Genomic DNA, 24350 nt, shown 5'->3' with positions numbered 1-24350 from the left:
TTTAAACAGTGAGGTAACGAGCTGATGGCCGGGCGATCTCCATATGTGACACTCGCCGTGGCCATTGGCACTCGACTGTGATGTCGGCGAATGTAATCCTTCGGGGAGAATGTGGATCGATGACTGACGACGAGCTGGTCGGGCGCGCCGGACTGGTCGAGCGTGCGAAGAAGCAGCTCGAGACCAGTGGCAGCGTGCTGCTCTACGGCCCGACCGGGATCGGCAAGTCCGCCACCGGCCGGGCGCTGGTCGCTGAACGGGCCCGGGCCGGCTGTCGCGTACTGAGCGCCGCCCCCTCCCAGAGCGAGGCCGGCCTGCCGTACGTCACCCTCCTCGACCTGTTGTCCAACCAGCTCGAGCTCGCCTGGCAGGTGCTGCCCGACCACCTCCGCCAGCCGCTGGAGGTGGCACTACTCAAGTCGAGTGCCCCCGACACGGTCCGCGACGAGCTGGCCGTGCGCCTCGCAGTGCTGCACGTACTGCGTCGCCTGGCGGCCTCTGGACCGGTCCTGCTGGTTGTCGACGACATCCAATGGGTCGACCCGTCCAGTCTCGAAGTACTGACCTTCTGCGCCCGGCGCCTGACCGAGGGCGTCCACATGCTCGCCACTGAGCAGGTGGCCGACGGCGACCTCCCGGTGATGGCCGAGGCCTGCCCTGAGCCCGTGCTGCAGCTGGAAGTCCCACCGCTCGCCGAGCCCGACGTACTGGCCCTGCTCCGCAACAGGCTCTCCAGCCCGCTACCTGTCCGTACTGCGCGCCGCATCTTCACCGCGAGCGCAGGCAACCCGTTCATGGCACTGGAGCTGGGCCGGGCCATCCTCCGCCACCCGCAAGGCGTCTCGCCCAACGACCCGCTGCCAGTGTCGAGTCGGCTGAAGACGCTGCTGGGGGACCGGCTCGCCGACCTCACTCCGGCGACGTACGAGCTGCTGTTGCATGCGGCCTCCTCGCCGCGCCCGACGACCAGCCAGCTGGCCCAGTCCCTCAACCGCCCGGTCGATGTCGGCCTGGCCGAGGCAGAAGCGCTTGGCTTGATCGATGTCTCGTCCGAGCGGCTGCGCTTCTCCCACCCGCTCCTCAGGGAGTTCGTGTACGCCGAGGCGACCTCTGCCGCCCGCAGACAAGCACACGCCCAGCTGGCCCTGGTCGTAGACGAGCCGGTCGAGAACGCGACCCACCGGGCTCTGGCGACGCAGGAGGCTGACACTGGTCTCGCGGCCACCATCGAGGCGGCTGCTGTCGTCGCGGGCGGCCGTGGAGCGCTTGGAGCTGCTGCGACGCTCTGGCGCCTCGCTGCCGAGCGCACGCCTGCTGACGAGCAAGACGACCGGGCTATGCGGCTGACCAGTGCGGCAGATGCTGCCGCGGCGGCCGGGCACCTGGTCGAGTCGGCCGAGATGGCGCGGCTCGCAGTACAGGCTGCGACTCGTCCAAAGACCAAGGTGGCGGCACTCCTGCTCCTGGCGGACGCTGCATGGCCCGAGCGGGAGCAGCGGATCGCACTGCTGGCGGAAGCCTTCGAGGCGGCAGTGGGTGACCCGCAGCTCGAGGCACGGGTGCGGATCCTGCGCAGCAACAGCGCGTACTTCGAGCGGCGGTTCGACGACGCCCAAGAGGACGCCGAGGTGGCCGAGAGGCTGGCGCGGGAGTGCGGCGATACCGAGGTCCTGATCGAGGCTTTGAGCGCGGCCAGCAACATCCGGATGGCGCGTGGTGGCGAGCAGGGCTCATCCGATGCACTGCTGGAGCAGGCGGCTGAGCTGGCCCGCGCCCTGCCGCTGTCGATGGCTGTGGTGAATGCCCGGCAGATGGCGGCGATGCGTGAGCTGTTCGGCGGCCGGACGAGTGCGGCGATCGAGCAGATCAGCGCGCTGGTCGACGAGGTGCGGGAGGCAGGCGCGGTCCGCTGGCTGGCCTCGACGCTGATCTCCGCGACGGCCATCTACGAGCGCAGCGGCCGTGGGGCCGACGCGCTTGTCGCGGGTCACGAGTGCTACCAGCTGATGCAGGATCTGGGCGACGAGCCCGAGGTGGGTCTGGTCGTCGCCTGCCGCGCCGAGTGGGCGGGCGGAACGGCGACGATGGCGCGTGAGCTGGCCGATGCGGCACTAGAGGGTTGCAAGCTCGTCGGCAACGAGGAGTGGACCGGCCCGGCGCTCATGGGCGTCGGCATCATCGGCGTACTGATGGGTGATCCGCAGCGGGCGGTCGAGGCCTTCGATGCGATCGCGGACTCGGGTGAGGGCGCGATGCCGTACGACCCGGCCATCATCCCCTGGCACGCGGACTATGCCGAGGCACTGGTCGCTGCAGGTCGACTCGATGACGCAGCCGCTCTCATCGCCGAGATCCGGGAGCGGGCCGAGACGCTTGACCGGTCGGTCGTGTTGCTCGGGCTGGCGCGTTCCGAGGCGCTGCTGATCGCCAAGCAGGGCGACCCGGCCGCGGCGCTGGAGCTGCTGGAGAAGACGATCACGACGGCGGGGGACCACATCTACCCGCTCGACCTGGCGCGTTGCGAGCTGACCCGTGGCCGGGTGGCCCGGCAGGCTCGTCGCCGGTCGGTGGCGCGGACGGCGTTCCTGGACGCGATCGAGCAGTTCGAGGCGTACGGCGCGCCCGCCTGGCGTGAGGTGGCCGAGACGGAGTTGGCGCGTCTCGACGTACCGAGCCGGAGCCGGCAGCCGTCCGAGCTGACCGACAACGAGCTGCAGATCGTCGCGATGGTCCGGGACGGCTCCACCAACCGGGAGATCGCGGCGGCGCTCTACCTGAGCGTCAAGGCGGTCGAGTCCCAGCTGACCAGGCTGTACCGCCGCTTCGGCGTCGCCAACCGCACCCAACTGCTGCGCACTGTCGACCGCAACGGACACTAGTCGGGTGAAGCTCGAACGCAAGCATGCTCTGGTCCTGATCGGTATCGCCGTCTGGAACGTCGTCACCTACGTGACGTTCATCAAGAACCTGGCCGGCACGGAAGGCCGTCCCAAGGGGTACTACATCGCGCACACCGTGCTGATCGTGGTGAACCTGGTGATCGCGGCCGTGCTCGGCAAGTGGGGCGTGCAGGCGCTCAAGAGCAAGGCGCTCACGGACGCGCGAAACGCGACGGACTGACCCCGAGCATCTTGCGGAAGTGCCGGTTCAGGTGCGACTGGTCGTAGAACCCGGCCAGTACCGCGACCTCCGCGGTTGGGCGGCCTTCGAGTAGGTAGCGCCGGGCCAGCTCGACCCGCCGCCCGGTCAGGTAGCGGTGCGGCGGCATGCCGTACTCCCGGCTGAACGCGCGGACCAGGTGGACCGGGTGCGCGTGCACCAGCTTCGACGCCTCGTCGAGGGTGATCCCTTGGGGCAGGTGCCCGTCGAGCACCTCCCTCAGCTTGGTCGCGACGGCTGCGTCCCGCCGGTCGGGTGGGTCGATGACCTGCTGGCGCAGGTGCTGTTGCAGGCGCTCTTCGATCAGGGTGAGTCGGCTCTGCGCTTCCAGGTCTTCGCGGCCGTCCACCAGCACGCCATGGAGCTGGTGGATGCGCCGTCGGAGTACAGGATCGACGTACTCCGGGGTGTCGACCGCTGCGCCGACCAGGCCGGCTCCGCCGAGGCGATCCGGGTCCAGGTAGAGCACGCGCTTGCGGAAGCCCTCCGGGTGCACGGATCGGCCGTCGTGCGGGACATTGGGCGGCAGGAGCGACACCTGCGCTTGTGCCAGCCCGTGCTCGCGGTGGTCCAGGTCGTACCGGACAGCGCCCTCGTCGACGATCAGTACGGTCCAGGCGTCGTGCGTGTGGCTCGGGTACGCGTGCGACGGGAAGTAGGCGTGCAACACCTCGACGACCCCGTCCATGGCGGGTCGCCAGGCCTTCACCTGCGCGCCACTACTCACAGCGTCCAACATACGCTCGGGGTATGAAGGTCTACGTCAGCGCGGACATGGAAGGCGTCACGGGGCTGGTCGACGCGGAGGACGTCCAGCCTGGTGGGCGGGACTACGAGCGCGGCCGGGTGATGATGACCGAGGACGTCAACGCGGCCGTCCGCGGGGCCTTCGCGGGTGGGGCGTCGTCGGTTCTCGTCAACGACGCGCACGGGCCGATGCGCAATCTGCTGCCTGACCAGCTCGATCCCCGGGTCACGCTGATCAAGGGCCGGCCGAAGCCGATGGGGATGATCGAGGGGCTGACCCCGGGGTACGACGCGGTCGTCTGCGTCGGGTTCCATGCCCGGGCCGGGGTGCTGGGGGTGCTCAGCCACAGCTTCATGGGGCACGAGATCGAGGACATCTGGCTCGACGATCGGGTGGTCGGAGAGATCGGGCTGCTGCAGGCGACGGCCGCGGCGTACGGCGTACCGGTGGCTGCTCTGACCGGCGATGACAGTGCTTGCGCGGAGATGACCGAGTGGGACTCGTCGGTGACTGTCGTGCCGGTGAAGTTCGCGAAGGATCGCTTCGCTGCTCAGCTGGTGCCGGTCGCCGAGGCTCGCGCCGCAATCGAGGCCGGGGTCGAGGCCGCCGTGCGTACGCCGCGCACGACGCCGACGGTGAGCCGGAGTGCTCACCGGCTGGCCGTGCGCTGGCAGAACGCGTCGATCGCCTCGCACCTGCCGGCCATCCCGGGCGTCACCCGCACCGACGATCGCACGGTTCTGGTCGAGGCGCCGATGCCTGACCTCTACCGCCTCTTCAACCTCTTCCTACGCGTCGCGACCGCGATCACCAGCAACCCGCCGTACTGCTGACGCAAGCAGCTCCGGGCTCTCGAGCTGGGGGAGATGCCCGGTGTTCTCGAGTACGTCGAAAGTCGCCCCCGGAATCGCCTCGGCCAACGCGCGCCCGTACTCCGGATCGACGATCCGGTCGCAATCACCCCAGATGACGTGGGTAGGCACCTTGACCCCAGCCAGCCGCCCGCGCAACGTCGGGTCGGTCATCTCGGTGGCGTAGACGGCCAGCGTCGCGCGATTGCCCGCCAGCACCTCTCGCGCCGCCGGCGGCAGCGCCTCCGGATCGATCTGGAACTTCTCCGGGGCGAAGTAGCTCAGCCTGGCGATCGTCGGGAAGTCCAGCGCGAAGAAGTCCGCCACCGGATGCCCGTCCACCTCGATCCCCACCGCATCGACCAGCACAACGGCCTTCAGTCGATCGGGCCGCAGCAACGCCAACTCCGCCGCGATCCACCCACCGATCGAGTTGCCCACGACGGTCACCTCGTCGAGCTCCAGCTCATCCAGAAGCTCCGCGTAGACCGCAGCCAGCCCAGCGATGGTAGTCAGCCCGGTCGGCCGCGCCGTACCCCCGAACCCAGGATGAGTAGGCGTCACCACGTGGTGGTCCGCGGAGAGCAACTCAGCAAACCCAGCCACCGTCTGCGGCCCACCGCCACCGTGCAACAGCAGAACATTCGGACCAGTGCCCAGAGCGGTAAAGGAAGTCATGTAAGGAACCTTAGATCAACATCCTTATATAAACAACCTGGTAATCTGACCTCTGTGACCCTGCAGGAGATCGGCATCGCCGTGAAGCGCCTCCAATGGCAACACCACACCGAAGCCACCAAGCTGCTGGCCCCACTGGGTGTCTCCCTCCCCCAATGGGACGTCCTCCGCCGCCTCCACGAACACCCCGAGGCATCCCTGCACGACCTCGCCCAACTGACCTTCCAGACCGACCAGTCCATGGGCTCCCTGGCCACCCGGATGATCGCCCGAGGCCTGATCACCCGAGTAGAAGGCCCCGGCCGAGCCATCCGCCACAAACCCACCCCGGAAGGCGAGCAGATCCGCCGCCAAGGCGCCGACGCCCTCGACTCGGTCCTCACCGCGTCGGTCGGCTCGCTCTCGGCCGCCGAACGCGAGACCCTGCTGAGCCTGCTGACCAAGGCTCTCGGTTAGGAACGTACAAGACCCCGGTCTGTCGGCGGCGGCAGATTGGAGGGTGTGGACAACGAACCGATTCGCTTCGACACCAAGCTCGCCGTCCTGCTCCGGGACGACCTCCCCACTTGGCAACGGCTGAACGTCACCGCGTTCCTGGTCAGCGGTATCGCCGCGACCGGCCCCGAGTTGGTGGGCGAGCCCTACGAGGACGCCGACGGGACCCGGTACCTCCCCATGTTCCGCCAGCCGGTGCTGGTCTTCGAGGCGGCCAAGGAGTTCATGCCGACCGCCCACGAACGGGCCCTGAGCCGCGGCCTGACCATCTCCGTCTTCACCCAGGACTTGTTTGCCACCGGCAACGACCGCGACAACCGCGCAGCCGTCAAAGCAGTCCAGCAGAGCCAGCTCGACCTGGTCGGACTGGCTCTGCACGGACCGAAGAACGCCGTCGACAAGATCCTCAAGGGCGCCCGCATGCACCCCTAACGAGGCTCGAACTCCTTCCACGTCTTGCCGAGATCGGTGCTGGTCGCGATCGACTGCTGCGTTCCGTCCGGGCGCGAGATCGTCACGTACAGGAGGTTGTCGTCGCCGCGTAGCTCGTACGAGTCCTTGGGTGGCGCGGTGCCGAGCCGGTCGCCGCCCAGCAGGACGAGTTCGCCCTCCAGCAGCAGGACGCGGCCGCCGTTCAACGCAACCGGCCCCCTGGCCCAGGTGCGTTCCCTGGGGCCGACGGTCGTCCAGGTCGCCCCGCGATCGGTCGACACCCTCAGCAGCGAGCCCGCGCCCCCGCCCGTCGAGTAGGCGACGGCGGTGTTGCCATCAGCGCTGACGTGGATGTCGCCGGCCTGGGACTTCGGATCCATGACCGTCTTGCCCCACGTCCTGCCGCCGTCGTCGGTCCAGAAGATGTAGCTCGTTCCCTCGTACTTCCCGCCCACCAGCCACCAGCGTCCGGTGCCGTCCTGAACCGGGGACGAGAGGTATTCCGTCCCGTCGATCACGAGTCTGCGCAACGTGCCGGCGTCCGGATCGAGGATCAGCGGGACGTGGTCGTGGATCACGTCATAGGTGAGGACCTCGTTCTTGCCGAAGGTCGTCGTCGGCGCGGCCCAGTGCAGCTTCTTCTCGACCTTGCCGTCGGCGGTCAGCCGGACCAGCAGCGTCTGGGCCCAGCTCGGATCGAACTTGTCACCGGTGCCCTTGGGCCCGGACACGGCGGCCGGGTCGCCACCGATCCGGAGAGCCGAGAACCACATGTCCCGGACCGGGGTGGTCGTCCGTACGCCGTCCCGGCTCAGCACCGCCGCGTAGCGCTGCTTCTCGCCGGAGCCGTCCCAGGAAGCAACCCAGCGGGTGGGGGAGGCGAAGACGGTCTCCGACAGTTTCGCGTGCCCACCGACCAGGCTTTCGGCTGCCTTGTCGACGGCGATCGGCACGGTCTGGGTGGCCACCGGGGGTTTCTCCGTGCCGGTCACGTTGCGGAGCGGCAGCAAGGCGGCCAGTACGGCGATCGTTACTGCCGCGGCGACTCCGGTACCGGCCAGGGTCTGGTTGCGGCGACGGCGGCGGCGGCCGCGGCGCTCCAGTTGCTCGAACGGCAGCGGCTGGACGTCCTCCTGGATCTCCCAGGACAGTTCCTTGAGCTCAGACATGGTTGACCTCCTCGGCTTCGTCGGCGAACTCCTGCACCAGTGGGGCGAGGCGCGCCCGGCCGCGGGACAGCCGGGCCTTGACGGTGCCCTCGGCGACGCCGAGCTGGGCCGCGATCTCGCGGATCGGGAGGTCGGCGATGTGATGCAGGGTGATCGCTTCGCGCATCTCGTACGGGAGTTGCCGGAGCGCCTCGACCAGGGCGACCCGGTCGGCGGACATACCGGCGGTGGTCGTCGGTGGCACGACCTGTCGCGAGAGCAGCCCGTGGAAGCGGGTGGCGCGGCGGTAGCGGCTGCGTACTACGTTCAGCGCGACCGTCCGCAGCCACGCCTCCGGGTTGTCGACCTGAGCGAACCGCCGCGGCTTCTCGACCGCCCTGACGAACGCCTCCTGGACGGCGTCCTCGGCTTCACCGAGATTCCCGCAGACGGCGAACAGTTGCCCTACCAGCCGCCGATAACACCCCTCGTACAGCTCCCGTACCGTCGTCTCGTCGTCAACCATCACCACTCCCCAGTTCGGACCCCTTTGTCAGCACGACTCCCGGGGAGTGGGTTCGGTTGCATCAGACCCGGCGGAAGATCAGGGCTCGCTTCACTTCCTGGATGGCCTTGGTGACCTCGATGCCGCGCGGGCAGGCCTCGGTGCAGTTGAAGGTGGTCCGGCAGCGCCAGACGCCTTCCTTGTCGTTCAGGATCTCCAGCCGCTGCTCGGTGCCCTCGTCGCGGCTGTCGAAGATGAACCGGTGGGCGCCGACGATCGCCTGCGGGCCGAAGTACTGGCCGTCGGACCAGAACACCGGGCAGGACGTGGTGCAGGCGGCGCAGAGGATGCACTTGGTGGTGTCGTCGAAGCGCTCCCGGTCGGACTGCGACTGGATCCGCTCCCGGCTCGGCTCGTGCCCGTCGGTGACCAGGAACGGCATGATGGAGCGGTACGCGTCGAAGAACGGCTCCATGTCGACGACCAGGTCCTTGAGCACCGGCAGGCCCTTGATTGGCTCGACGGTGATCTCCTTGTCCGGGTTCAGGTCCTTGATCAGCGTCTTGCAGGCCAACCGGTTGCGGCCGTTGATCCGCATCGCGTCCGAGCCGCAGACGCCGTGTGCGCAGGACCGCCGGAAGGTCAGCGTGCCGTCCTGCTCCCACTTGATCTTGTGCAGCGCGTCCAGCACCCGGTCGCCCGGCTGCAGGGTGACCGCATACGTCACCCACTCGGTCTCGTCGAGCACCTCGGGGTTGTACCGAAGGATCTTGACCTTGACGTCCATCAGTACTTCCGCTCCATCGGCTTGTAACGGGTCTGTACGACGGGTTTGTAGTCCAGCCGGATATTGACGTTGCCCTCGGCATCGATCGACCGGTAGGCCATCGTGTGCCGCATGAAGTTCACGTCGTCGCGCTTGTCGTAGTCCTCGCGGAAGTGCCCGCCCCGGGACTCCTTGCGGGCCAGCGCCGACACCACCAGTACTTCGGCCAGGTCGAGCAGGAAGCCCAGCTCGACGGCCTCCAGCAGGTCCGTGTTGAACCGCTTGCCCTTGTCCTGCACGGAGACGTCCGCGAACCGGACCTTCAGCGCCTCGATGTCGGTGAGCGCCTGCTTCAGCGAGCCCTCGGTCCGGTACACCTGCGCGTTGATGTCCATCGTCGCCTGCAGATCGGCCCGGATCGCGGCCACCCGCTCGGTTCCGGTCGCGTTCCGCATGCCCTCGATCAGCTCGACCACGAAGGTCTCGGGGCGGTCCGGCAGCTCTTCGTAGTCGACGGTTTCGGCGTACTCCGCGGCCGCGATCCCGGCCCGCCGGCCGAACACGTTGATGTCCAGCAGCGAGTTGGTGCCGAGCCGGTTGGCGCCGTGCACCGAGACGCAGGCGACCTCGCCCGCGGCGTACAGGCCGGGGATGACGTCGTCGTTGTTGGCCAGCGCCTCGCCCTTGATGTTGGTCGGGATGCCGCCCATCGCGTAGTGCGCGGTCGGGAACACCGGGATCTGCTCGGTGTACGGCTCGACGCCCAGGTACGTCCGGGCGAACTCGGTGATGTCCGGCAGCTTGGCGTCGATGTGCGCGGGCTCGAGGTGGGTCAGGTCGAGCATCACGTAGGCCTTGTCGGGCCCACAGCCACGGCCTTCCCGTACTTCGTTCGCCATCGCGCGGGCCACCATGTCGCGCGGCGCGAGGTCCTTCACCGTCGGCGCGTACCGCTCCATGAACCGCTCGTTGTCGCTGTTGCGCAGGATGCCGCCCTCACCACGAGCGGCCTCCGACAGCAGTACGCCGAGGCCCGCCAGGCCGGTCGGGTGGAACTGGAAGAACTCCATGTCCTCCAGCGGCAGGCCCTTGCGCCAGACGATGCCCATCCCGTCGCCGGTCAGCGTGTGCGCGTTCGACGTGGTCCGGAAGACCTTGCCGAAGCCGCCCGAGGCGAACACGATCGACTTGGCGTTGAAGATGTGCAGCTCACCGGTGGCCAGCTCGTACGCGACCACGCCGGTCGCCTTGCCGGCCACCATCAGCAGGTCCAGCACGTAGAACTCGTTGAAGAACTCCACGTTCTGCTTGATGCACTGCTGGTACAGCGTCTGCAGAATCATGTGGCCGGTCCGGTCCGCCGCGAAGCAGGACCGGCGGACGACCGCCTCGCCGTGGTTGCGGGTGTGACCGCCGAAGAAGCGCTGGTCGATCTTGCCCTCGGCCGTCCGGTTGAACGGCAGGCCCATCTTCTCCAGGTCGAGGACCGCGTCGACGGCCTCGCGGCACATCACCTCGGCGGCGTCCTGGTCGACCAGGAAGTCACCGCCCTTGACCGTGTCGAAGGTGTGCCACTCCCAGTTGTCCTCCTCGACGTTGGCCAGCGCGGCGCACATGCCGCCCTGGGCCGCGCCGGTGTGCGACCGGGTCGGGTAGAGCTTGGTGAGCACCGCGGTCCGGGTCCGCTTGCTCGACTCGAGCGCGGCGCGCATACCGGCGCCACCCGCGCCCACGATCACTACGTCGTACTGATGCCGCTGCATCTTGAACTGTCCTTACTTGCAGACCGACAGCGTGCTGTCCGGGTCTAGGCAGGGATCGAAGGTGAAGATGACCAGGGTGCCGAGCACGACGATCACGATCGCCGCGGTGATCAGCAGCGACTTGAGCCAGAACCTGGTCTGGTCCTTCTCGGCGTAGTCGTTGATGATCGTGCGCATCCCGTTGGTGCCGTGCAGCATCGCCAGCCAGAGCATCAGCAGGTCCCAGACCTGCCACAGCGGGTTGGCCCACTTGCCGGCCACGAAGCCGAAGTCGAGCGCGGTGATCCCGCCGCCGAGCATCAGGTTGGTGAACAGGTGGCCGAGCACCAGCACCACCAAGGCGATGCCGGACAGCCGCATGAACAGCCAGCTGTAGAGCTCGAAGTTGGTCTGGCCGGACCGGTTGCGGCCGCCGCCCTTGAGTGACCGGGACCGGCTGGAGGAGCGTGGGGCTGCGATCTCTGACATGGTCACTCCCCGCCGAAGACGTGGCTCAGGTGCCGGATCACGAACGGCACGAACAGCAGCACCCAGACCACGCCGACGCCGATCATCAGCTTGCGCTGGTGCCGCGGGCCCTTGGCCCAGAAGTCGATCAGGATCAGCCGGATGCCGTTGAAGGCGTGGAACAGGATCGCCCCGACCAGCCCGACCTCCATCAGGCCGACGATCGGGTTCTTGTAGGTGCCGATGACCTCGTTGTACGCCTCCGGGGAGACCCGGACCAGCGCGGTGTCCAGCACGTGCACGAGGAGGAAGAAGAAGATCCCGACGCCGGTGATCCGGTGCGCCACCCACGACCACATGCCCTCGTGGCCGCGGTACAGGGTGCCGACTGGCTTGCTGGGCAAACCGATCCTCCGATCGGACGACAGACCAGAGCCGGTAGGCGCGGCGACTCCGGGGCGTCAGTTCAGCGAAAGGGGCCGCGATCGGCTCGACCCGGCAGGGAACCAGGCCGTTCTTGATGTTATCCCCGCCCCACCCCGCAACCGCCCCACTCCCGTGTGACATCGCTCTCGACCCTGTGACGTCGCTCTCGGGGCCAGCCGCCATGACGGATCGTGAGGGGTCACTCACCGCGATCAGGCGTCCTGTTGACCTCAAGCGTGGTTGAAGCTCGACGATCCAGTGGACCGCGCTCCGGGAGGCGGATTGGCCCGTGCTGGCGAACCTTTTCGGGCCTAGCGTGGGCATCGGTGACAACAGGAGAGGGGACGACAGTGAGTTTCTGGATCTGTGAGACCTGTGCGGTGGAGCACTCCGAGCAGGTCGAGGTGTGTGCCATCTGCGCGGACGAGCGGCAGTGGGTGCCTGCTGATGGGCAGCACTGGACGACGCTCGAGGCGCTGTCTGCGGCTGGCTACAAGGTGGAGGTCAAGGAGGTTGAGCCAGGGTTGCACGGGGTGACCTCGACGCCCAGTGCGGGGATCGGGCAGCAGTCGATGGTTGTGCAGACCGCTGAGGGCAACCTGCTGTGGGACCCGATCGGGTACCTGGATGACGAGGCGGTCGAGCAGGTGCGGGCGCTGGGCGAGGTCAAGGCGATCATCGCGAGTCACCCGCACATGTACGGCGTACAGGTCGAGTGGAGCAAGCGGCTCGGCGGCGTACCGGTGTATGTGTCCGAGGCCGACAAGCAGTGGGTGGCGCGCGACGACGAGGCGATCAAGCTCTGGTCCGGCACCCTGGACCTGTTGCCGGGCGTCACGCTGATCCAGCCGGGCGGGCACTTCCCGGGCAGCGCGGTCGTGCACTGGGCGGAAGGGGCCGAGGGCAAGGGAGTGATCCTGGCCGGCGACACCATCTTCGCCAACCCGGACCGTACGTCGGTGAGCTTCATGCGCAGCTACCCGAACCGCATCCCGCTCTCGGGCGCCGTCGTCGACCGGGTCGCCAAGGCCCTCGACGTCTTCGAGTACGACCGGCTGTACGGCAACTTCGGGGCATCCATCCCCGTCGACGCCCGCGCGGTCGTCCGCTTCTCCGCGGACCGGCACGCAGCCTGGGCCCGCGGAGACTACGACCACCTGACCTGAGTGCTGACCGGAGGCTCCGCCGTACGACGGGGCCTCCGGCGCCTGGTCAGGTGCGGCCCACCGCGAGACCGTCGATCTGGACGAGCTTGCCCGTCGAGCGGGTACTGAAGGTCAGCGTGCCGCTGAAGAGCGTGGTCTGCACGGGCAGTCCGAGCAGCACCTGCCGCTGCGTGGTCGGAGAGGCCAGATTGAGCGTGGTCAGGTACTTGCTGCCCGCGTAGACCGCGACCGACCCACAGGTCGGGCACCGGGTCGCGACCAGGAAGAACCGCTTGCCCTGCACGCTCCGGGTGAGAGCCTTCCCGTACGCCGAGGTCTGCGTCGTCGTGCCGAGGTAGAACGCCGACCCCGAGGCCCGCGTCCAGCCAGTCGTTGCCAAGGTCAACAACCGGTCGTCCATCGGCCGTGAGAAACACCGTTCCGCGCTCCACTGGCCGACGTTCCCGAGCTTGTCCTTCGCCCGGACGGAGACGCAGTACTCGTAGCCCGCCGCCATCGCGAGGTTCATCGAGGTCGCGGTCGTGTTCGTCCACGGCTGCACATACGCGCTGTATGCCCCGGCGTACGACGCCCGGCGGTACCGCACGTCGTACGTCGCGACCCCGTTGGCATCCGTTGCCGTCACCTTCACCGCGGCCGTCGTGGCCGTCGACCCCTGGTACGCCGGCGCCAGCGTCCGCGCCACCGGACCAGTGGCGTCGACGGTGAACGTCCGGAACGCCTTGGTCACCCGGCCGTCGGGCTCGATCGCGTTGACTGTGAGGGAGTAATTTCCAGAGACCAGGCCGGCCGCGGTCATCGGGGAGGTACACGCGGCGAGCGCACGGCCCGTGAGCGCGCAGGTGAACCTGGTACCGGCAGGCAGGGCCGAACTGTCGAACGGAATCGCGATTTGCGGGCCCAGCACCGCTGGCGTCGGCTTGATCGTCACCCCGAGCCGCTGCCAGGTGAGGTCGAGTCTGTCGATCGTGTCGCGCAGCCCGCCCTTTATCCACAAGTCGTGGGTCACCGACAGACCGAGCAGGTAGACGCGCCCACTGGACGTCAGCGCCACCAGATCGTCGCCGTCCGGATTCCAGCTGATCGATTGCACCGCCGAGTCGAGGGGAGGACTCGTCTTGGCGAGCTCCCCGGCCAGGCGAACAGTGGAGCCGGAAGCGAACGCGACCTGGAGGCCGTCGGGCGAGACTCGCACCGGCGTACCGTCCGCCACCGCGACCTGGTCAGGCAGTGTGCTGACCCGTGCGCCACCGGTCTTCGCCTCGATTCTCGCGAACCGGTCGGGGGCGAGCCGGTGGTCGGCCACCATCAGGGTCCGGCCGTCCGGCATCCAACTCGGGCTGATCACCTGACAAGCGACCTTCTCGGACGTACCTCCGACAGCCGCGATCACGTACACGCACGGGGTGGAGTTCTCCTGCCCCTGGAATGCGATCCGGGTGCCGTCCGGCGACCAGGACAGGTGGGTGATCGGTGCCGTGGAGGCCCACAACCGCGCCGGTACGCCGAGTCCGTCCGGGGTCACGGTGCGGGTCCACAGGACGCGCTCCGAGGTGCTCGTGACGTAGGCGAGCGACCTGCCGTCCGGAGAGCTTGTGACGGCTTCCTTCGGCTTGACCGAGTTCGCGTCCGCAGGGAACGGAACGACGTACCCAGACAGGTCGGCCGCCGCCAGTTCACGGGTCTCCGCCTGACCTTGGGTGACCACGATCTGCTGGTTCGCGCGGGGAACGGCCCGACGGGAGCCGGTCGGCCCCTCGCCGACCTCGTTCACGACCGAGACGGCGTACTCGATGCCGGCCTTCGGGTTGGGTTCGGTCACGCTGAAGTCGGTCGTGGAGGATTTCTCCTCGAACCACTGGGTGGTTTCCACTCCGTCCAGGTAACGGTGCAGTTGGTAGCCACGGACCGGTGTGCCGGCAGCGGTCTGCAGGGACCTCCAGCTCACCGTGTGGCCGGTGTAGGTCGGCACCACGGACACATCGAGGGCGCCGGGCAGGTCGACACCGGTACCCGAGACCGCGACGGTGTGTCTCTCCAGGGAAGTGGAGTCCTCGATGGTCAGGCTGTTCGACCTCAAGCCGATCAGATCGGGGCGGAATGTGACGGTGAAGCTGCAGGTGGCGGCTACGGGCAGCGTCGCCGGGCAGTCGTTCGTGGTCACCGTCCATTCTGAGGAAGGGCCGAAACGGAACCTCCAGCCGTTGATCTGCACCGGAGCGGTACCGGTGTTCGTCACCGTGACCGGGAGGTTCGACGTCTTCCCGTACTGGACCGGGCCGGCATCCGCGTGGTCCGGCACGACGGACAGTGCCTGGTAGCCAACGGCACTGCGATAGCGGATCTCGAACCATGCCACGGGGGCGGCACCGGCGCAGGTACCTGCCGCCAGCGAAGCGGCGAAGGTCTCCAGTTGGAGGTCCGCGGTGTAGGTGACCGCCGAGACCCGGACGGTGGCGGCAGATGTGCAACTGCGGTCACCTTGGGTCAGCGTGACCGCTGATTGCGCGGGAAGGTCGTAGTAGCCCGGTCCGGCGAAGAAGGCGGGCATCCTGAGCTTGAGTTGTCCCGCCGTCAGCGTTCGGGAACCGTCGGCCGGTGCTGAGGCCGTGACTGGTGTGGCGGTCTCGTTCTGGAGCCAGGTGACTCCTGCGCCGCGGTTCGCGTCCAGGGCGAGGGCGTCGATGTCGCCGACGGCTGGGGGTTCTTCGACTCGGGTGGCGGTGACCGTGGGGCTCGTGGCAGGAGCGGAGTCGGACTCACCGATGACGCGGTACTCCGCGGCGCTGCCGGCCGGGATGGACTCGTCGATCCAGCTGGTGGCCGAGGCCGCGAGCGTGCCACTGACGTCTTGCCAGTCGGCGGCGGCTTGCCTGCGCTCCACGCGGTAGCCCGCTGCGTCGACGTCGCTCCAGACGATGCCGATGCCCTGCCGGGTCGGGAACACCTGGGCGGTCGGGGCTGTGACGGCCTCGTCACCGAAGGCGGCATGGGCGATGAACGGCACGGTGATGGCCGCGAGAGCCGCGGCCAGGGCAGTGCGGAGCAGGACGGTCTTGCGGGCGCGACGCATCGAATCTCCAGAGCAGGCGATTCCGGCAGGCCCCCGAAGGCCGGGCAGGGAGGTCAATGACTACAGCAGGGAAGGGTCTGGCGGCAACCCCCGTTGCAGCTTCCTGCAATCCGGGCTCAGGCGGCCATTCGCTTCAAGGCCAGACGCGTGTGCAGGTTGAGCATGTGCTGGATGCAGGAATCCCAGTCGTAGAGCTCGGCTCGCCGGCGGGCCGCGGCTCTGCGGCCGGGGACCTTGGCCAGGTCCAGTACTGCGTCCGCGAGCGCTGCCGGCGTCGGGCGTCCCCAGCGGCCGCAGGTTTCGTCGACCAGCTCTCGTGCTCCACCCGTGTCGGCGGTGACTACCGGCGTACCGGCGGCCAAAGCCTCCAGTACTGCGAGCCCGAAGGTCTCACCCGGACACACCGACAACGCGATGTCGGCCTCGGCCAGGTGGCGGGCCAGCTTGACCCGGCCGTCGACGTAGCCGTGGAAGGTGATCGGCGCGCGGCCGGCGATCGCGACCAACTCGTCGAGATGCGGCCCGGAGCCATAGACATCCATCCGCAGCTTCACGCCCCGCTTGTGCAGCTCAGCTGCGGTGGCAACTGCGAGGTGCGGACTCTTCTCGCGGGACAGCCGGCCGGCGTGGACCAGCTTCAGCGCTCCGTCGTCCACCGGAGTGGCGAGCGACGGGTGGAAGGTCTCCAGGTCGACACCGAGCGGGATGCGGACGAGTGGAGTGGTGACCTCGTCGAACTCGGCTGCCGCATAGCGGGACGTCACGACGACAGCGTCGTACGTCCGGCTGAGCAGCCGGTAGAGCGCTCCGACGCCGGCCGCGACCCCCAGCTGGCGGCCGGTCCGCAGCGACAGCATCGCGTCGAGACGCTCGTGGCTGAACAGCACCGAGCCGATCTCGTTTCTGCGTGCCCACCTTGCCACCGGCAACAAAGTGGACTTGTCGGAGATCTCGACGGTGGTCGGCCGGAAGCGTTCCAGCGTCTCGATCACCTTCCACGGGTCGGTGATCAGCCGGTAGCCGCCGCCGACCTTGGGCGCCTTCATCCGGACGATCGTGCCGACCTCGGTCTCGATCACGGAGTCCCGTTCGCCGGGCGTGATCAGGATCCGGTCGGCGCCGGCCTCGCAGTACCCCTGGCCGAGATGCTCGATCGCGGTCCGCATCCCGCCTGACGTCGGCCCGACGAAGTTGGCCAGCTGGGCGATCCGTAGGTTCATGCGGCCCGCCGCGACCACGAAGTACGGGCTTGGGAGCCACGCGTGGCCGCCTCCTGGAGCACCTCGGCGTAGTGCTTGTTCACCAGATCGTCGACCACTGCAGGCCAAGTCCTTGTCTGTACTCGTCGTTGTCCGGCCTCGGCCATCGCCTGCCGCCGCGCCGGGTCGTCCAGCATCTGCGCGACCGCCTGCCGCAACGACCCCGGCCGGCCAGGCTCGAAGAGCAACCCGTTCACCCCCGGCCGGATCAGGTCGAGCGGTCCGCCCGCGGCCGGTCCGACCGTCGCCACGCCAGAAGCCTGCGCTTCCTGGATCGTCTGGCAGAACGTCTCGTGTTCACCCGTATGCACGAAGACATCCAGCCCGGCGAAGATCGACGCCAGGTCCGTACCGCGGCGCATCCCCAGGAACGTTGCGTCAGGCAACGTGTGTTCCAGGCTCGCGCGGTCCGGCCCGTCGCCGACGATCACCAGCCGGCAGTCGAGCCCGTCAAGCTCGGCCAGCCGCTTGACCTTCTTCTCCGCGGCCAGCCGGCCGACGTACCCCACGATCGGCTTGCCGTCCGGCGAGATCTCCCGGCGCCAGGCTTCGTCGCGGTTGGCCGGGTCGAACAGATCGAGGTTCACGCCACGGCCCCAGGTGTGCACGCGCGGAACCCCCGCCTGCACCAGCTGAGCCACCGATGCCGACGACGGCGCCAGCGTGCGATCCGCCCGCGAGTGCACCCGGCGGATCCAGGCCGTGATGCCCCGGTCCGCCTTCGCGAACCACGGATACTGCCGGGCGAACGCGGCCAGGTCGGTCTGGAAGATCGCCACCGTCGGCAGCCCGAGCCGGCGCGCGCTGCGCAGCCCGTAGGCGCCGATGATGAAGGGCGACGCCAGGTGAACGAGGTCCGGCTTGAAGTCCGCCATCGCGCGTTCGATCGCCGGATCGGGCAGCCCGACCGGGAACTCCTTGTAGCCGGGGATCCCGAAGCTACGCGCCCGGATCACCCGGACTCCCTGGTAGGTGTCGGGCCCGGGCCCGGCGGCGATGATCAGCAGCTGGTGCCCGTGGGCCAGCAGCCGATCGGTGACGTGGCGAGCTGTGTTCGCCACACCATTGATCTGCGGCAGGAAGGACTCGGCGACCATCACTATGCGCACACTGTGAGAGTCCCGACCCCGCATGAACCCTCGGCGACACTCGCGTGACAGCGCGTCGATCGCCAGCCGATCAATCAGCACCCACCGGATGACGACCAGATGACCAATCGCCCACGTCCGGGTGGGCAGTACTCATCCGGCAAGTGCTGGAGCAGCTAGGTAGGCCTTCAAGCTTCCGCAGCCCCGAGTCCTCGCCTGCTGAGCGGAGGCGGGGACGGGGATCGTCGCGGTATCGCGCCCCGCAACCGTTGCCACGCCCAGCGTGGTGGCCTCCAGTACCTCCTGGGGTTGCCCGTCGAACGGCTGGTTCCAGATGATGCAGACGACCCCGAGGGAGATCTGCCCGCGGTTCGGATTGATCACCGTGAACGCGCTGAACGGCCCGGACTTCGTGGTCGGGGTTCCGCTGTCGTCCCTGGGCTGCGGGTCATCGAAAACCGGTGCCCTCGGATAGTCCGGAGTGACCATGTCCCGAACGCTCACCCGGACGTCGGAGATCCGGGCGACATCGGCACCATGGAAAATCAGCACGTCAGTCGCGTCTCCAGCCGTGGGGACGAGCACCTTGCCTCGATCACTTCCGTACGCCGTTCCCACGGTGATTCCCAGCACCGGCGTGCCACTGGGGTCCAACGGCGTGATCTCCAGGGTCGGGACGGCGGCAGTCGGGCCCCCGTTGACGATGGTCAGAACTTGATCCATGTATCCCTCGCCCCCGATCCGCCGATAGCTGAACGCCAACTGGTCGGGCTGTGTCGGGCCCTGGTCGGCGCCCACGCACTGGACGGCGCCGGCGGCAACCGCGAACAGGGCAAGGCCCCCGATGATCAGGCCACGCTTGGGCATTCGTACTCCAGTTCCGGTCGGTCGGCGTCAGCCTGGGATGAGCCAGCGCTCTTCGTTGAAGAGGGTCAGGCGGAGTTGCTTGCCGGTCGTCACCTCGAAATCGGCCCGCCAGCCGGCTACATAGGCGCTGTGCGAGTTGCCGTCGAGGTGCTTGGTCAGCCAGTCCCGCATGGGCTGTACTGCGCTGCCGCTCAGGTGTCCGAACAGCTTGTCGGCCAGTTGCGCGAAGGTCTCCTGTGAGGTCGGGCCGGTCGCGGCAGTGGCGACCAGATACGTGATGCCCTCGTCCGGGCCGGAGAACTTCAGCGTCATGCCCGGCTGCGCGGCGCAGGTTTCGTTGTCGGCGGTGCAGCTGAAGCCGTCGGCGCGAAGAGCGTCGGCCAGAGCCGGTTCGGTGGTGTCGAGGTGAAGGACCGGGACCTTGATCGGGGTGGTGTCCACCTTCGACGCACTCAGCGAGGTCTTCTTGCCGTGGCCCACGATGACGTACGTGCCCCAGGTTCCGTCCGGGAAGCCCGCGAAGGCTCGTTGCGTGATGTCGATCAGCTTCGGCAGATCCGCGGGGAACACGATCGTGCCGACGCTGTCGAGGAGGGCCCGGATGGTCTGTGCGGTGTCCCGGGGGCCGTTCACCTTGATGTCCAGGCCGATGACTGTGCCGTCGGGCTGGTGCTGGAACACCGCCTCCACTGTGGTCCCGCGGATCTGCCGGCCGGCGAAGCAACCGGTCTGACCTCCGTCAGCGCCGGTGAAACGCACGCTGCAGTCCAGGCCGTGCTGAGCCAGGGCATCGGCGAGGGTTCGCGCCTGGCCGCTCAACCGGCCGCCTGCGGTGACCCCGTCGACCAGCACGAGCGGGGCGGTTCGCGACTCCGCGCCGACAGCCGAATCGTCCCGCCGTATGGCGAACACCGCGACGACGGCGAGCACGACCAGTACGGCGACGACGCAGACGAACGGCCATCTTCTGCGGTGTGGCTGATCGAGCCGGCGGTCCAGGGACGGGGCCGGAGCGGGGCGGTGCGACATGCGGCAGCCTTCCGTTCGGCGGAGATGCGCGAATCTATCCCAGGGCTGTGCTGGAGCCCACACCAGCAGCGTGCGCTGGTGCATACCAGTGGGGGCGTGGTCCCACTACCGTGGAGGGATGAGCCATCAAACCGAGTCCGGGTGGGATTTCGAGGCCGTGTACGGGCCTGAGCGGCTCGAAGGGTTCGACGCTGCGGAGAAGCTGGGCGCGCCAGGGGAGTATCCGTTCACCCGGGGCGTCTATCCGACGATGTACACGCAGCGGCCGTGGACCATGCGGCAGTACGCCGGGTTCGGGACCGCCGCCGAGTCGAACCAGCGGTACCACCAGCTGATCGACGCCGGCACGATGGGACTGTCCGTCGCCTTCGACCTGCCGACCCAGATGGGCTACGACTCCGACGCGGAGATCGCGCACGGCGAGGTCGGCAAGGTGGGCGTGGCGATCGACTCGATCGACGACATGCGGGTGCTGTTCGACCGGATCCCGCTGGACCAGGTCTCCACCTCGATGACGATCAACGCGCCCGGCTCGGTGCTCTTGCTGCTCTACCAGCTCGTCGCGGAGGAGCAGGGCGTCTCCGGTGACAAGCTCACCGGCACGATCCAGAACGACGTGCTGAAGGAGTACATCGCCCGCGGCACCTACATCTACCCGCCGAAGGAGTCGCTGCGGCTGATCAGCGACATCTTCGCGTACTGCCAGACCGAACTGCCGCGCTGGAACACGATCTCGATCTCCGGCTACCACATGGCCGAGGCCGGCGCGACGCCCGCGCAGGAGATCGCCTTCACGCTGGCCGACGGCATCGAGTACGTCCGGACCGCCGTTGCCGCGGGCCTCGACGTCGACACCTTCGCTCCTCGGTTGAGCTTCTTCTTCGTCTCGCGCACGACGCTGCTGGAGGAGGTCGCCAAGTTCCGGGCGGCCCGCCGGATCTGGGCGCAGGTGATGCGGGACGAGTTCGGCGCCAAGAACCCCAAGTCGCTGATGCTGCGCTTCCACACCCAGACGGCCGGCGTCCAGCTGACCGCGCAGCAGCCCGAGGTCAACCTGGTCCGGGTCGCCATCCAGGGCCTCGCGGCCGTGCTCGGCGGCACCCAGTCGCTGCACACCAACTCCTACGACGAAGCGATCGCGCTGCCGACCGAGAAGGCTGCCCGGCTCGCCCTGCGCACGCAGCAGGTGCTCGCGTACGAGACCGACATCACCGCGACGGTCGATCCGTTCGCCGGTTCGTACGTCGTGGAGTCGCTGACCGACGAGGTCGAGGCGGCGGCGCGCGAGCTGATGGACCAGGTCGAGGAGTTCGGTGGCGCGGTCGCGGCGATCGAGAAGGGCTTCCAGAAGCAGGAGATCGAGCGGTCGGCGTACCGGATCGCCCAGGAGATCGACAGCGCTGAGCGGGTCGTGGTCGGCCTGAACAAGTACCGCGTCGCTGAAGAAGAGCCCTACGAGCCGCTCCGGGTGAACCCGCTGATCGAGGCGCAGCAGGTCGAGCGCCTCGCCCGGCTCCGGGCCGAACGCGATCAGGCGGCCGTCGACAAGGCGCTCAGCGATCTCCAGAACGCTGCCCGGGGCAACGACAACTGCCTCTACCCGATGAAGGAAGCCCTCAAGGCCCGCGCCACCGTCGGCGAGGTCAGCAACGCCCTCCGCGCCGTCTGGGGCGTCTACGTCCCCGCAGACACCTTCTAGTCCAGTAGGGCGGCAGCGGTCAGTACGCCGGTGCCGAGCGCGATAGCTTCCTCCGAAGGGTTGAAGCCCGGCGTATGCAGGTCGGCGGCCGTCTCGACACCGACCGGGCGGACGCCGAGGCGGGCCATCGCGCCGGGCACGTGCTCGAGGTACCAGGCGTAGTCCTCGCCGCCCAGGCTCTGGTCGGTCGGGGCGATCGCGCCCGGCCCGATCGTCTGCTCGACGGCCGCGCGGAACACGTCGATCGCGCCGGCGTCGTTCATCACCGGCGGCACGCCGTGCGTGACCTCGGTGTCCACCTCCACCCCGAACGGCGCGGCCAGCTGCTCCGCGAGCGTCGGGATCAACTCGGCAGCGAGCCGCCAGGCGTTGACGTCGAGGCAGCGCAGTGTGCCCTCCACCTCGCCACGAGCCGGGATCGCGTTGGCCGCCGACCCCGACGTGATCCGCCCGAACACCAGCGACATTCCAGCGCGAGGATCGACCCGCCGCGAGAGCGCAGCCGGCAACTCGGTCACCAGCGTGGACAGCGCATACACCAGGTCCGCGGTCAGATGCGGCCTCGACGTGTGCCCACCCGGCCCGGTCAACCGCACCAGAATCCGGTCCGCGGCAGCCGTCAAAGCACCCGTACGCAGGCCGATCTGCCCGACGTCGAGCCGCGGATCGCAATGCAGGCCGTAGATCCGCCGTACGCCGTCCAGCCCGCCCGCCGCGATCACCCCGAGCGCACCGCCCGGCATGACCTCCTCAGCGGGCTGGAAGATCAGGCGAACCCGCCGATCGAGCACCCCGTCGCGCGCCATCCCGGCAAGCACCAGGGCAGCCCCGAGCAGGGCGGCCGTGTGGACGTCGTGCCCACACGCGTGCGCCGCTCCATCGATCGTCGACCGCCACGGCGCGTCGACCGCGTCCGGCACCGGCAACGCGTCGATGTCGGCCCGCAGCGCGGTACACGTGTCGCCCGAGCCGATGTCGCAGATCAGCCCGGTGCCGGTCGGCAGCACGCGAGGCGAGAGGCCGGCCTCGGTCAGCCGCCGCGCGAGCAGTTCCGTCGTACGGACTTCGTGCCAGCCGAGTTCGGGGTGGGCGTGCAGGTCACGGCGTACCGCGACTGCCTCATCCCGCACCTCGTCGACGCGGGCTTTCACGTCAGCGAGACGCAGGCTGTGCGAAGTCGTCATCCCACAATCCTTGCATCAACCCCGCAACCATCCGGCACTGCGTCGCAGCAACTCCACCCGCTCAGGGGCGTCGTAGGAGCGCTCGTCATGGCCCAGCGCGTCGTACACGACCCGCCCGCCGCCGACCTCACGGGCCCACAGCAACGGATGCGTGACGCCTTCGTGGGTGTGCTCGTAGAGCGCTTCGATCCCGTCGACGAGCACGAGATCCGAGTACCGCTCGTCCTCGACCCATCCCTGGCTCCCTCAGTTTGACTACTCTGCGTGACGGGACTGGGGCGGTCAGCAGAAGTTTCGTTGCAATGCCACTCACGCCGGTCACTTTCCGGTATCGAGGCCCTTTTGCCGTTCTAAGAAAGGCGGGCGCGCACCTATAGTCTGCGGATGCGGCACCTGGGAAGGCGTGCCGGTGACAGAACTTGGTCGACAAAGGAGACGTCCGGTGAAGAAGTACGTGCGGGGATTGGCGATCGTGGGCGTGCTGACGCTCGCTGTCGCCGCTTGTGGCAGCAAGCCGGCTGAGAACACGGCTGGCGGCGACGCCAACAAGGACTTCAAGGCCTGCATGGTCTCCGACTCCGGTGGGTTCGACGACAAGTCGTTCAACCAGACGTCGTACGAAGGTTTCCAGGCCGCCGTCAAGGCGAAGGGGCTGACCCCGGTCAAGGCCGAGTCGAAGTCGGACAACGACTACCCGACCAACATGACCGCGATGGTCGCCGCCAAGTGCAACGTGATCGTCGCCGTCGGCTTCAAGCTGGAGGACGCCACCGACAAGGCGGCCAAGGCGAACCCGAGCATCAAGTTCGCGATCGTCGACTCGGCCCCGGCCACCCCGATCGAGAACGTGAAGCCGCTGAGCTTCAACACCGCCCAGGCCAGCTTCCAGGCCGGCTACCTGGCCGCCGGGATGTCCAAGAGCGGCAAGGTCGGCACCTTCGGCGGCCTGAAGATCCCGCCGGTGACCATCTTCATGGACGGCTTCGCCGAGGGCGTGCGCTACTACAACAAGCAGAAGTCGAAGAACGTCCAGGTGCTCGGCTGGGACGACGCCAAGCAGGCCGGCCTGTTCGCCGGTGGCTTCGAGGACAAGGCGAAGGGCCAGAACACCGCCCAGAACCTGATCACCCAGGGCGCCGACATCATCTTCCCGGTGGCCGGCCCGTCCGGTCTGGGCGGTCTGCAGGCGGCCAAGGCCAGCAACGGCAAGGTCAACGCGATCTGGGTCGACACCGACGGCTGCGTCAGCGCCGCGGAGTACTGCTCGGTGCTGATCTCCAGCGTCAAGAAGGGCATGGACGTCGCCGTCCAGGACGCGATCACCTCGGTGGTCGACAACAAGTTCGACAACAAGCAGTTCATCGGCACGCTGGAGAACGGCGGCACCTCGCTGGCGCCGTTCCACGAGTTCGACAGCAAGGTCCCGGCCGAGCTGAAGACCGAGCTGGACACGATCAAGGCCGACCTGATCGCCGGCAAGATCACGCTCGAGTCCAAGGCCCAGCCGAAGGCCTCCTGATTCACAGCACGACTAAGTAGTACGGTGCGAGCCAGGAAAGTCGGTCCC

General features: G+C 68.2%; 23 protein-coding genes. 8 read left to right on the top strand and 15 right to left on the bottom strand.

Going from position 1 to position 24350, the window contains the following annotated elements; translation table 11 throughout:
* The first annotated feature begins 119 nt into the window (after positions 1 to 119).
* Positions 120 to 2879, top strand: a complete 2760-nt coding sequence (locus tag ABD116_RS14475; RefSeq protein WP_343969024.1) for a helix-turn-helix transcriptional regulator — start codon at positions 120 to 122, stop codon at positions 2877 to 2879.
* A 4-nt stretch (positions 2880 to 2883) separates the two neighbouring features.
* A complete protein-coding gene (locus ABD116_RS14470; protein WP_343969023.1) occupies positions 2884 to 3120 on the top strand; it encodes an SCO4848 family membrane protein in 237 nt (78 codons plus the stop codon).
* On the opposite strand, the gene ABD116_RS14465 is transcribed toward ABD116_RS14470, so the two are convergent.
* The gene (locus tag ABD116_RS14465) at positions 3092 to 3886 is read right to left on the bottom strand and encodes a helix-turn-helix transcriptional regulator (RefSeq protein ID WP_343969022.1); all 795 of its coding nucleotides are present in this window, start codon (positions 3884 to 3886) and stop codon (positions 3092 to 3094) included. The two genes, ABD116_RS14470 and ABD116_RS14465, sit on opposite strands and share 29 nt — an antisense overlap.
* A 23-nt stretch (positions 3887 to 3909) precedes the next feature.
* Here ABD116_RS14465 and ABD116_RS14460 point away from each other — a divergent pair, with 23 nt between their 5' ends.
* Positions 3910 to 4740 (top strand): M55 family metallopeptidase, encoded by an 831-nt coding sequence (locus tag ABD116_RS14460; protein ID WP_343969021.1) that lies wholly within the window; start codon positions 3910 to 3912, stop codon positions 4738 to 4740.
* On the opposite strand, the gene ABD116_RS14455 is transcribed toward ABD116_RS14460, so the two are convergent.
* Positions 4696 to 5436: an alpha/beta fold hydrolase gene (locus ABD116_RS14455; protein ID WP_343969020.1), complete on the bottom strand. Its 741-nt coding sequence runs from the start codon at positions 5434 to 5436 to the stop codon at positions 4696 to 4698. The two genes, ABD116_RS14460 and ABD116_RS14455, sit on opposite strands and share 45 nt — an antisense overlap.
* Before the next feature lie 54 nt (positions 5437 to 5490).
* Here ABD116_RS14455 and ABD116_RS14450 point away from each other — a divergent pair, with 54 nt between their 5' ends.
* Both ABD116_RS14450 and ABD116_RS14445 read left to right on the top strand, forming a co-directional pair.
* On the top strand, positions 5491 to 5892 hold the full coding sequence (locus tag ABD116_RS14450; RefSeq protein ID WP_343969019.1) for a MarR family winged helix-turn-helix transcriptional regulator: 402 nt from the start codon (positions 5491 to 5493) through the stop codon (positions 5890 to 5892).
* Positions 5893 to 5937: 45 nt separating this feature from the next.
* Positions 5938 to 6363: a DUF2000 family protein gene (locus ABD116_RS14445; protein ID WP_343969017.1), complete on the top strand. Its 426-nt coding sequence runs from the start codon at positions 5938 to 5940 to the stop codon at positions 6361 to 6363.
* On the opposite strand, the gene ABD116_RS14440 is transcribed toward ABD116_RS14445, so the two are convergent.
* The 6 genes from ABD116_RS14440 to sdhC all read right to left on the bottom strand — a co-directional run bounded on the left by ABD116_RS14440 (position 6360) and on the right by sdhC (position 11396).
* Complete coding sequence (locus ABD116_RS14440; protein WP_343969015.1) at positions 6360 to 7532, bottom strand: beta propeller repeat protein; 1173 nt, start codon at positions 7530 to 7532, stop codon at positions 6360 to 6362. The genes ABD116_RS14445 and ABD116_RS14440 overlap by 4 nt on opposite strands.
* On the bottom strand, positions 7525 to 8037 hold the full coding sequence (locus ABD116_RS14435) for an RNA polymerase sigma factor (protein WP_343969013.1): 513 nt from the start codon (positions 8035 to 8037) through the stop codon (positions 7525 to 7527). The genes ABD116_RS14440 and ABD116_RS14435 overlap by 8 nt, the downstream gene beginning before the upstream one ends.
* A gap of 61 nt (positions 8038 to 8098) precedes the next feature.
* Complete coding sequence (locus ABD116_RS14430; RefSeq protein ID WP_343969012.1) at positions 8099 to 8803, bottom strand: succinate dehydrogenase iron-sulfur subunit; 705 nt, start codon at positions 8801 to 8803, stop codon at positions 8099 to 8101.
* Complete coding sequence (gene sdhA, locus ABD116_RS14425; protein WP_343969010.1) at positions 8803 to 10545, bottom strand: succinate dehydrogenase flavoprotein subunit; 1743 nt, start codon at positions 10543 to 10545, stop codon at positions 8803 to 8805. The genes ABD116_RS14430 and sdhA overlap by 1 nt, the downstream gene beginning before the upstream one ends.
* Before the next feature lie 12 nt (positions 10546 to 10557).
* Entirely contained in the window at positions 10558 to 11013 is a 456-nt protein-coding gene (locus ABD116_RS14420) for a succinate dehydrogenase hydrophobic membrane anchor subunit (protein ID WP_343969008.1), read from the bottom strand.
* A gap of 2 nt (positions 11014 to 11015) precedes the next feature.
* A complete protein-coding gene (sdhC, locus tag ABD116_RS14415) occupies positions 11016 to 11396 on the bottom strand; it encodes a succinate dehydrogenase, cytochrome b556 subunit (RefSeq protein WP_328334359.1) in 381 nt (126 codons plus the stop codon).
* Between the two features lie 372 nt (positions 11397 to 11768).
* Between sdhC and ABD116_RS14410 the strand changes: the two genes are divergently transcribed.
* Positions 11769 to 12584, top strand: a complete 816-nt coding sequence (locus tag ABD116_RS14410; protein ID WP_343969006.1) for an MBL fold metallo-hydrolase — start codon at positions 11769 to 11771, stop codon at positions 12582 to 12584.
* A 46-nt stretch (positions 12585 to 12630) separates the two neighbouring features.
* On the opposite strand, the gene ABD116_RS14405 is transcribed toward ABD116_RS14410, so the two are convergent.
* The 5 genes from ABD116_RS14405 to ABD116_RS14385 form a co-directional block, all read right to left on the bottom strand.
* Positions 12631 to 15657, bottom strand: coding sequence for a choice-of-anchor D domain-containing protein (locus ABD116_RS14405; RefSeq protein WP_343969004.1), 3027 nt, complete (start codon positions 15655 to 15657; stop codon positions 12631 to 12633).
* A 116-nt stretch (positions 15658 to 15773) separates the two neighbouring features.
* Positions 15774 to 16877, bottom strand: coding sequence for a glycosyltransferase (locus ABD116_RS14400; RefSeq protein ID WP_343969002.1), 1104 nt, complete (start codon positions 16875 to 16877; stop codon positions 15774 to 15776).
* Positions 16874 to 18025 (bottom strand): glycosyltransferase family 4 protein, encoded by a 1152-nt coding sequence (locus ABD116_RS14395; RefSeq protein WP_343969000.1) that lies wholly within the window; start codon positions 18023 to 18025, stop codon positions 16874 to 16876. Before ABD116_RS14395 ends, ABD116_RS14400 begins: the two co-directional genes overlap by 4 nt.
* 132 nt (positions 18026 to 18157) lie before the next feature.
* Positions 18158 to 18871: a hypothetical protein gene (locus ABD116_RS14390; RefSeq protein ID WP_343968998.1), complete on the bottom strand. Its 714-nt coding sequence runs from the start codon at positions 18869 to 18871 to the stop codon at positions 18158 to 18160.
* 27 nt (positions 18872 to 18898) lie between these two features.
* Positions 18899 to 19900, bottom strand: a complete 1002-nt coding sequence (locus ABD116_RS14385) for a hypothetical protein (RefSeq protein WP_343968996.1) — start codon at positions 19898 to 19900, stop codon at positions 18899 to 18901.
* 118 nt (positions 19901 to 20018) lie between these two features.
* On the opposite strand from ABD116_RS14385, the gene ABD116_RS14380 reads away from it, so the two are divergent.
* Positions 20019 to 21599, top strand: coding sequence for an acyl-CoA mutase large subunit family protein (locus ABD116_RS14380; protein ID WP_343968994.1), 1581 nt, complete (start codon positions 20019 to 20021; stop codon positions 21597 to 21599).
* Here the strand turns inward: ABD116_RS14380 and ABD116_RS14375 are convergent.
* Positions 21596 to 22783 carry an amidohydrolase gene (locus tag ABD116_RS14375; protein WP_343968992.1) on the bottom strand — a complete coding sequence of 396 codons (1188 nt, stop codon included), beginning with the start codon at positions 22781 to 22783 and terminating at the stop codon, positions 21596 to 21598. The two genes, ABD116_RS14380 and ABD116_RS14375, sit on opposite strands and share 4 nt — an antisense overlap.
* 15 nt (positions 22784 to 22798) lie before the next feature.
* Positions 22799 to 22987 (bottom strand): ThuA domain-containing protein, encoded by a 189-nt coding sequence (locus ABD116_RS14370; protein WP_425552090.1) that lies wholly within the window; start codon positions 22985 to 22987, stop codon positions 22799 to 22801.
* A gap of 238 nt (positions 22988 to 23225) precedes the next feature.
* Between ABD116_RS14370 and ABD116_RS14365 the strand changes: the two genes are divergently transcribed.
* Entirely contained in the window at positions 23226 to 24302 is a 1077-nt protein-coding gene (locus tag ABD116_RS14365) for a BMP family lipoprotein (protein ID WP_343968990.1), read from the top strand.
* Positions 24303 to 24350 lie beyond the last annotated feature (48 nt).

The sequence above is a fragment of the Kribbella koreensis genome (assembly GCF_039525325.1).
GTDB lineage: Bacteria > Actinomycetota > Actinomycetes > Propionibacteriales > Kribbellaceae > Kribbella > Kribbella koreensis.
This window is presented reverse-complemented; position numbering and strand designations above follow the sequence as displayed.

Bases quoted from the DNA above. Each gene is read 5' to 3' on its own strand.
- ABD116_RS14475 (WP_343969024.1), top strand. From the start codon at position 120: ATGACTGACGACGAGCTGGTCGGGCGCGCCGGACTGGTCGAGCGTGCG.
- ABD116_RS14460 (WP_343969021.1), top strand. From the start codon at position 3,910: ATGAAGGTCTACGTCAGCGCGGACATGGAAGGCGTCACGGGGCTGGTC.
- ABD116_RS14455 (WP_343969020.1), bottom strand. From the start codon at position 5,436: ATGACTTCCTTTACCGCTCTGGGCACTGGTCCGAATGTTCTGCTGTTG.
- ABD116_RS14440 (WP_343969015.1), bottom strand. From the start codon at position 7,532: ATGTCTGAGCTCAAGGAACTGTCCTGGGAGATCCAGGAGGACGTCCAG.
- ABD116_RS14435 (WP_343969013.1), bottom strand. From the start codon at position 8,037: ATGGTTGACGACGAGACGACGGTACGGGAGCTGTACGAGGGGTGTTAT.
- ABD116_RS14430 (WP_343969012.1), bottom strand. From the start codon at position 8,803: ATGGACGTCAAGGTCAAGATCCTTCGGTACAACCCCGAGGTGCTCGAC.
- sdhA (WP_343969010.1), bottom strand. From the start codon at position 10,545: ATGCAGCGGCATCAGTACGACGTAGTGATCGTGGGCGCGGGTGGCGCC.
- ABD116_RS14420 (WP_343969008.1), bottom strand. From the start codon at position 11,013: ATGTCAGAGATCGCAGCCCCACGCTCCTCCAGCCGGTCCCGGTCACTC.
- ABD116_RS14405 (WP_343969004.1), bottom strand. From the start codon at position 15,657: ATGCGTCGCGCCCGCAAGACCGTCCTGCTCCGCACTGCCCTGGCCGCG.
- ABD116_RS14400 (WP_343969002.1), bottom strand. From the start codon at position 16,877: ATGAACCTACGGATCGCCCAGCTGGCCAACTTCGTCGGGCCGACGTCA.
- ABD116_RS14390 (WP_343968998.1), bottom strand. From the start codon at position 18,871: ATGCCCAAGCGTGGCCTGATCATCGGGGGCCTTGCCCTGTTCGCGGTT.
- ABD116_RS14385 (WP_343968996.1), bottom strand. From the start codon at position 19,900: ATGTCGCACCGCCCCGCTCCGGCCCCGTCCCTGGACCGCCGGCTCGAT.
- ABD116_RS14380 (WP_343968994.1), top strand. From the start codon at position 20,019: ATGAGCCATCAAACCGAGTCCGGGTGGGATTTCGAGGCCGTGTACGGG.
- ABD116_RS14375 (WP_343968992.1), bottom strand. From the start codon at position 22,783: ATGACGACTTCGCACAGCCTGCGTCTCGCTGACGTGAAAGCCCGCGTC.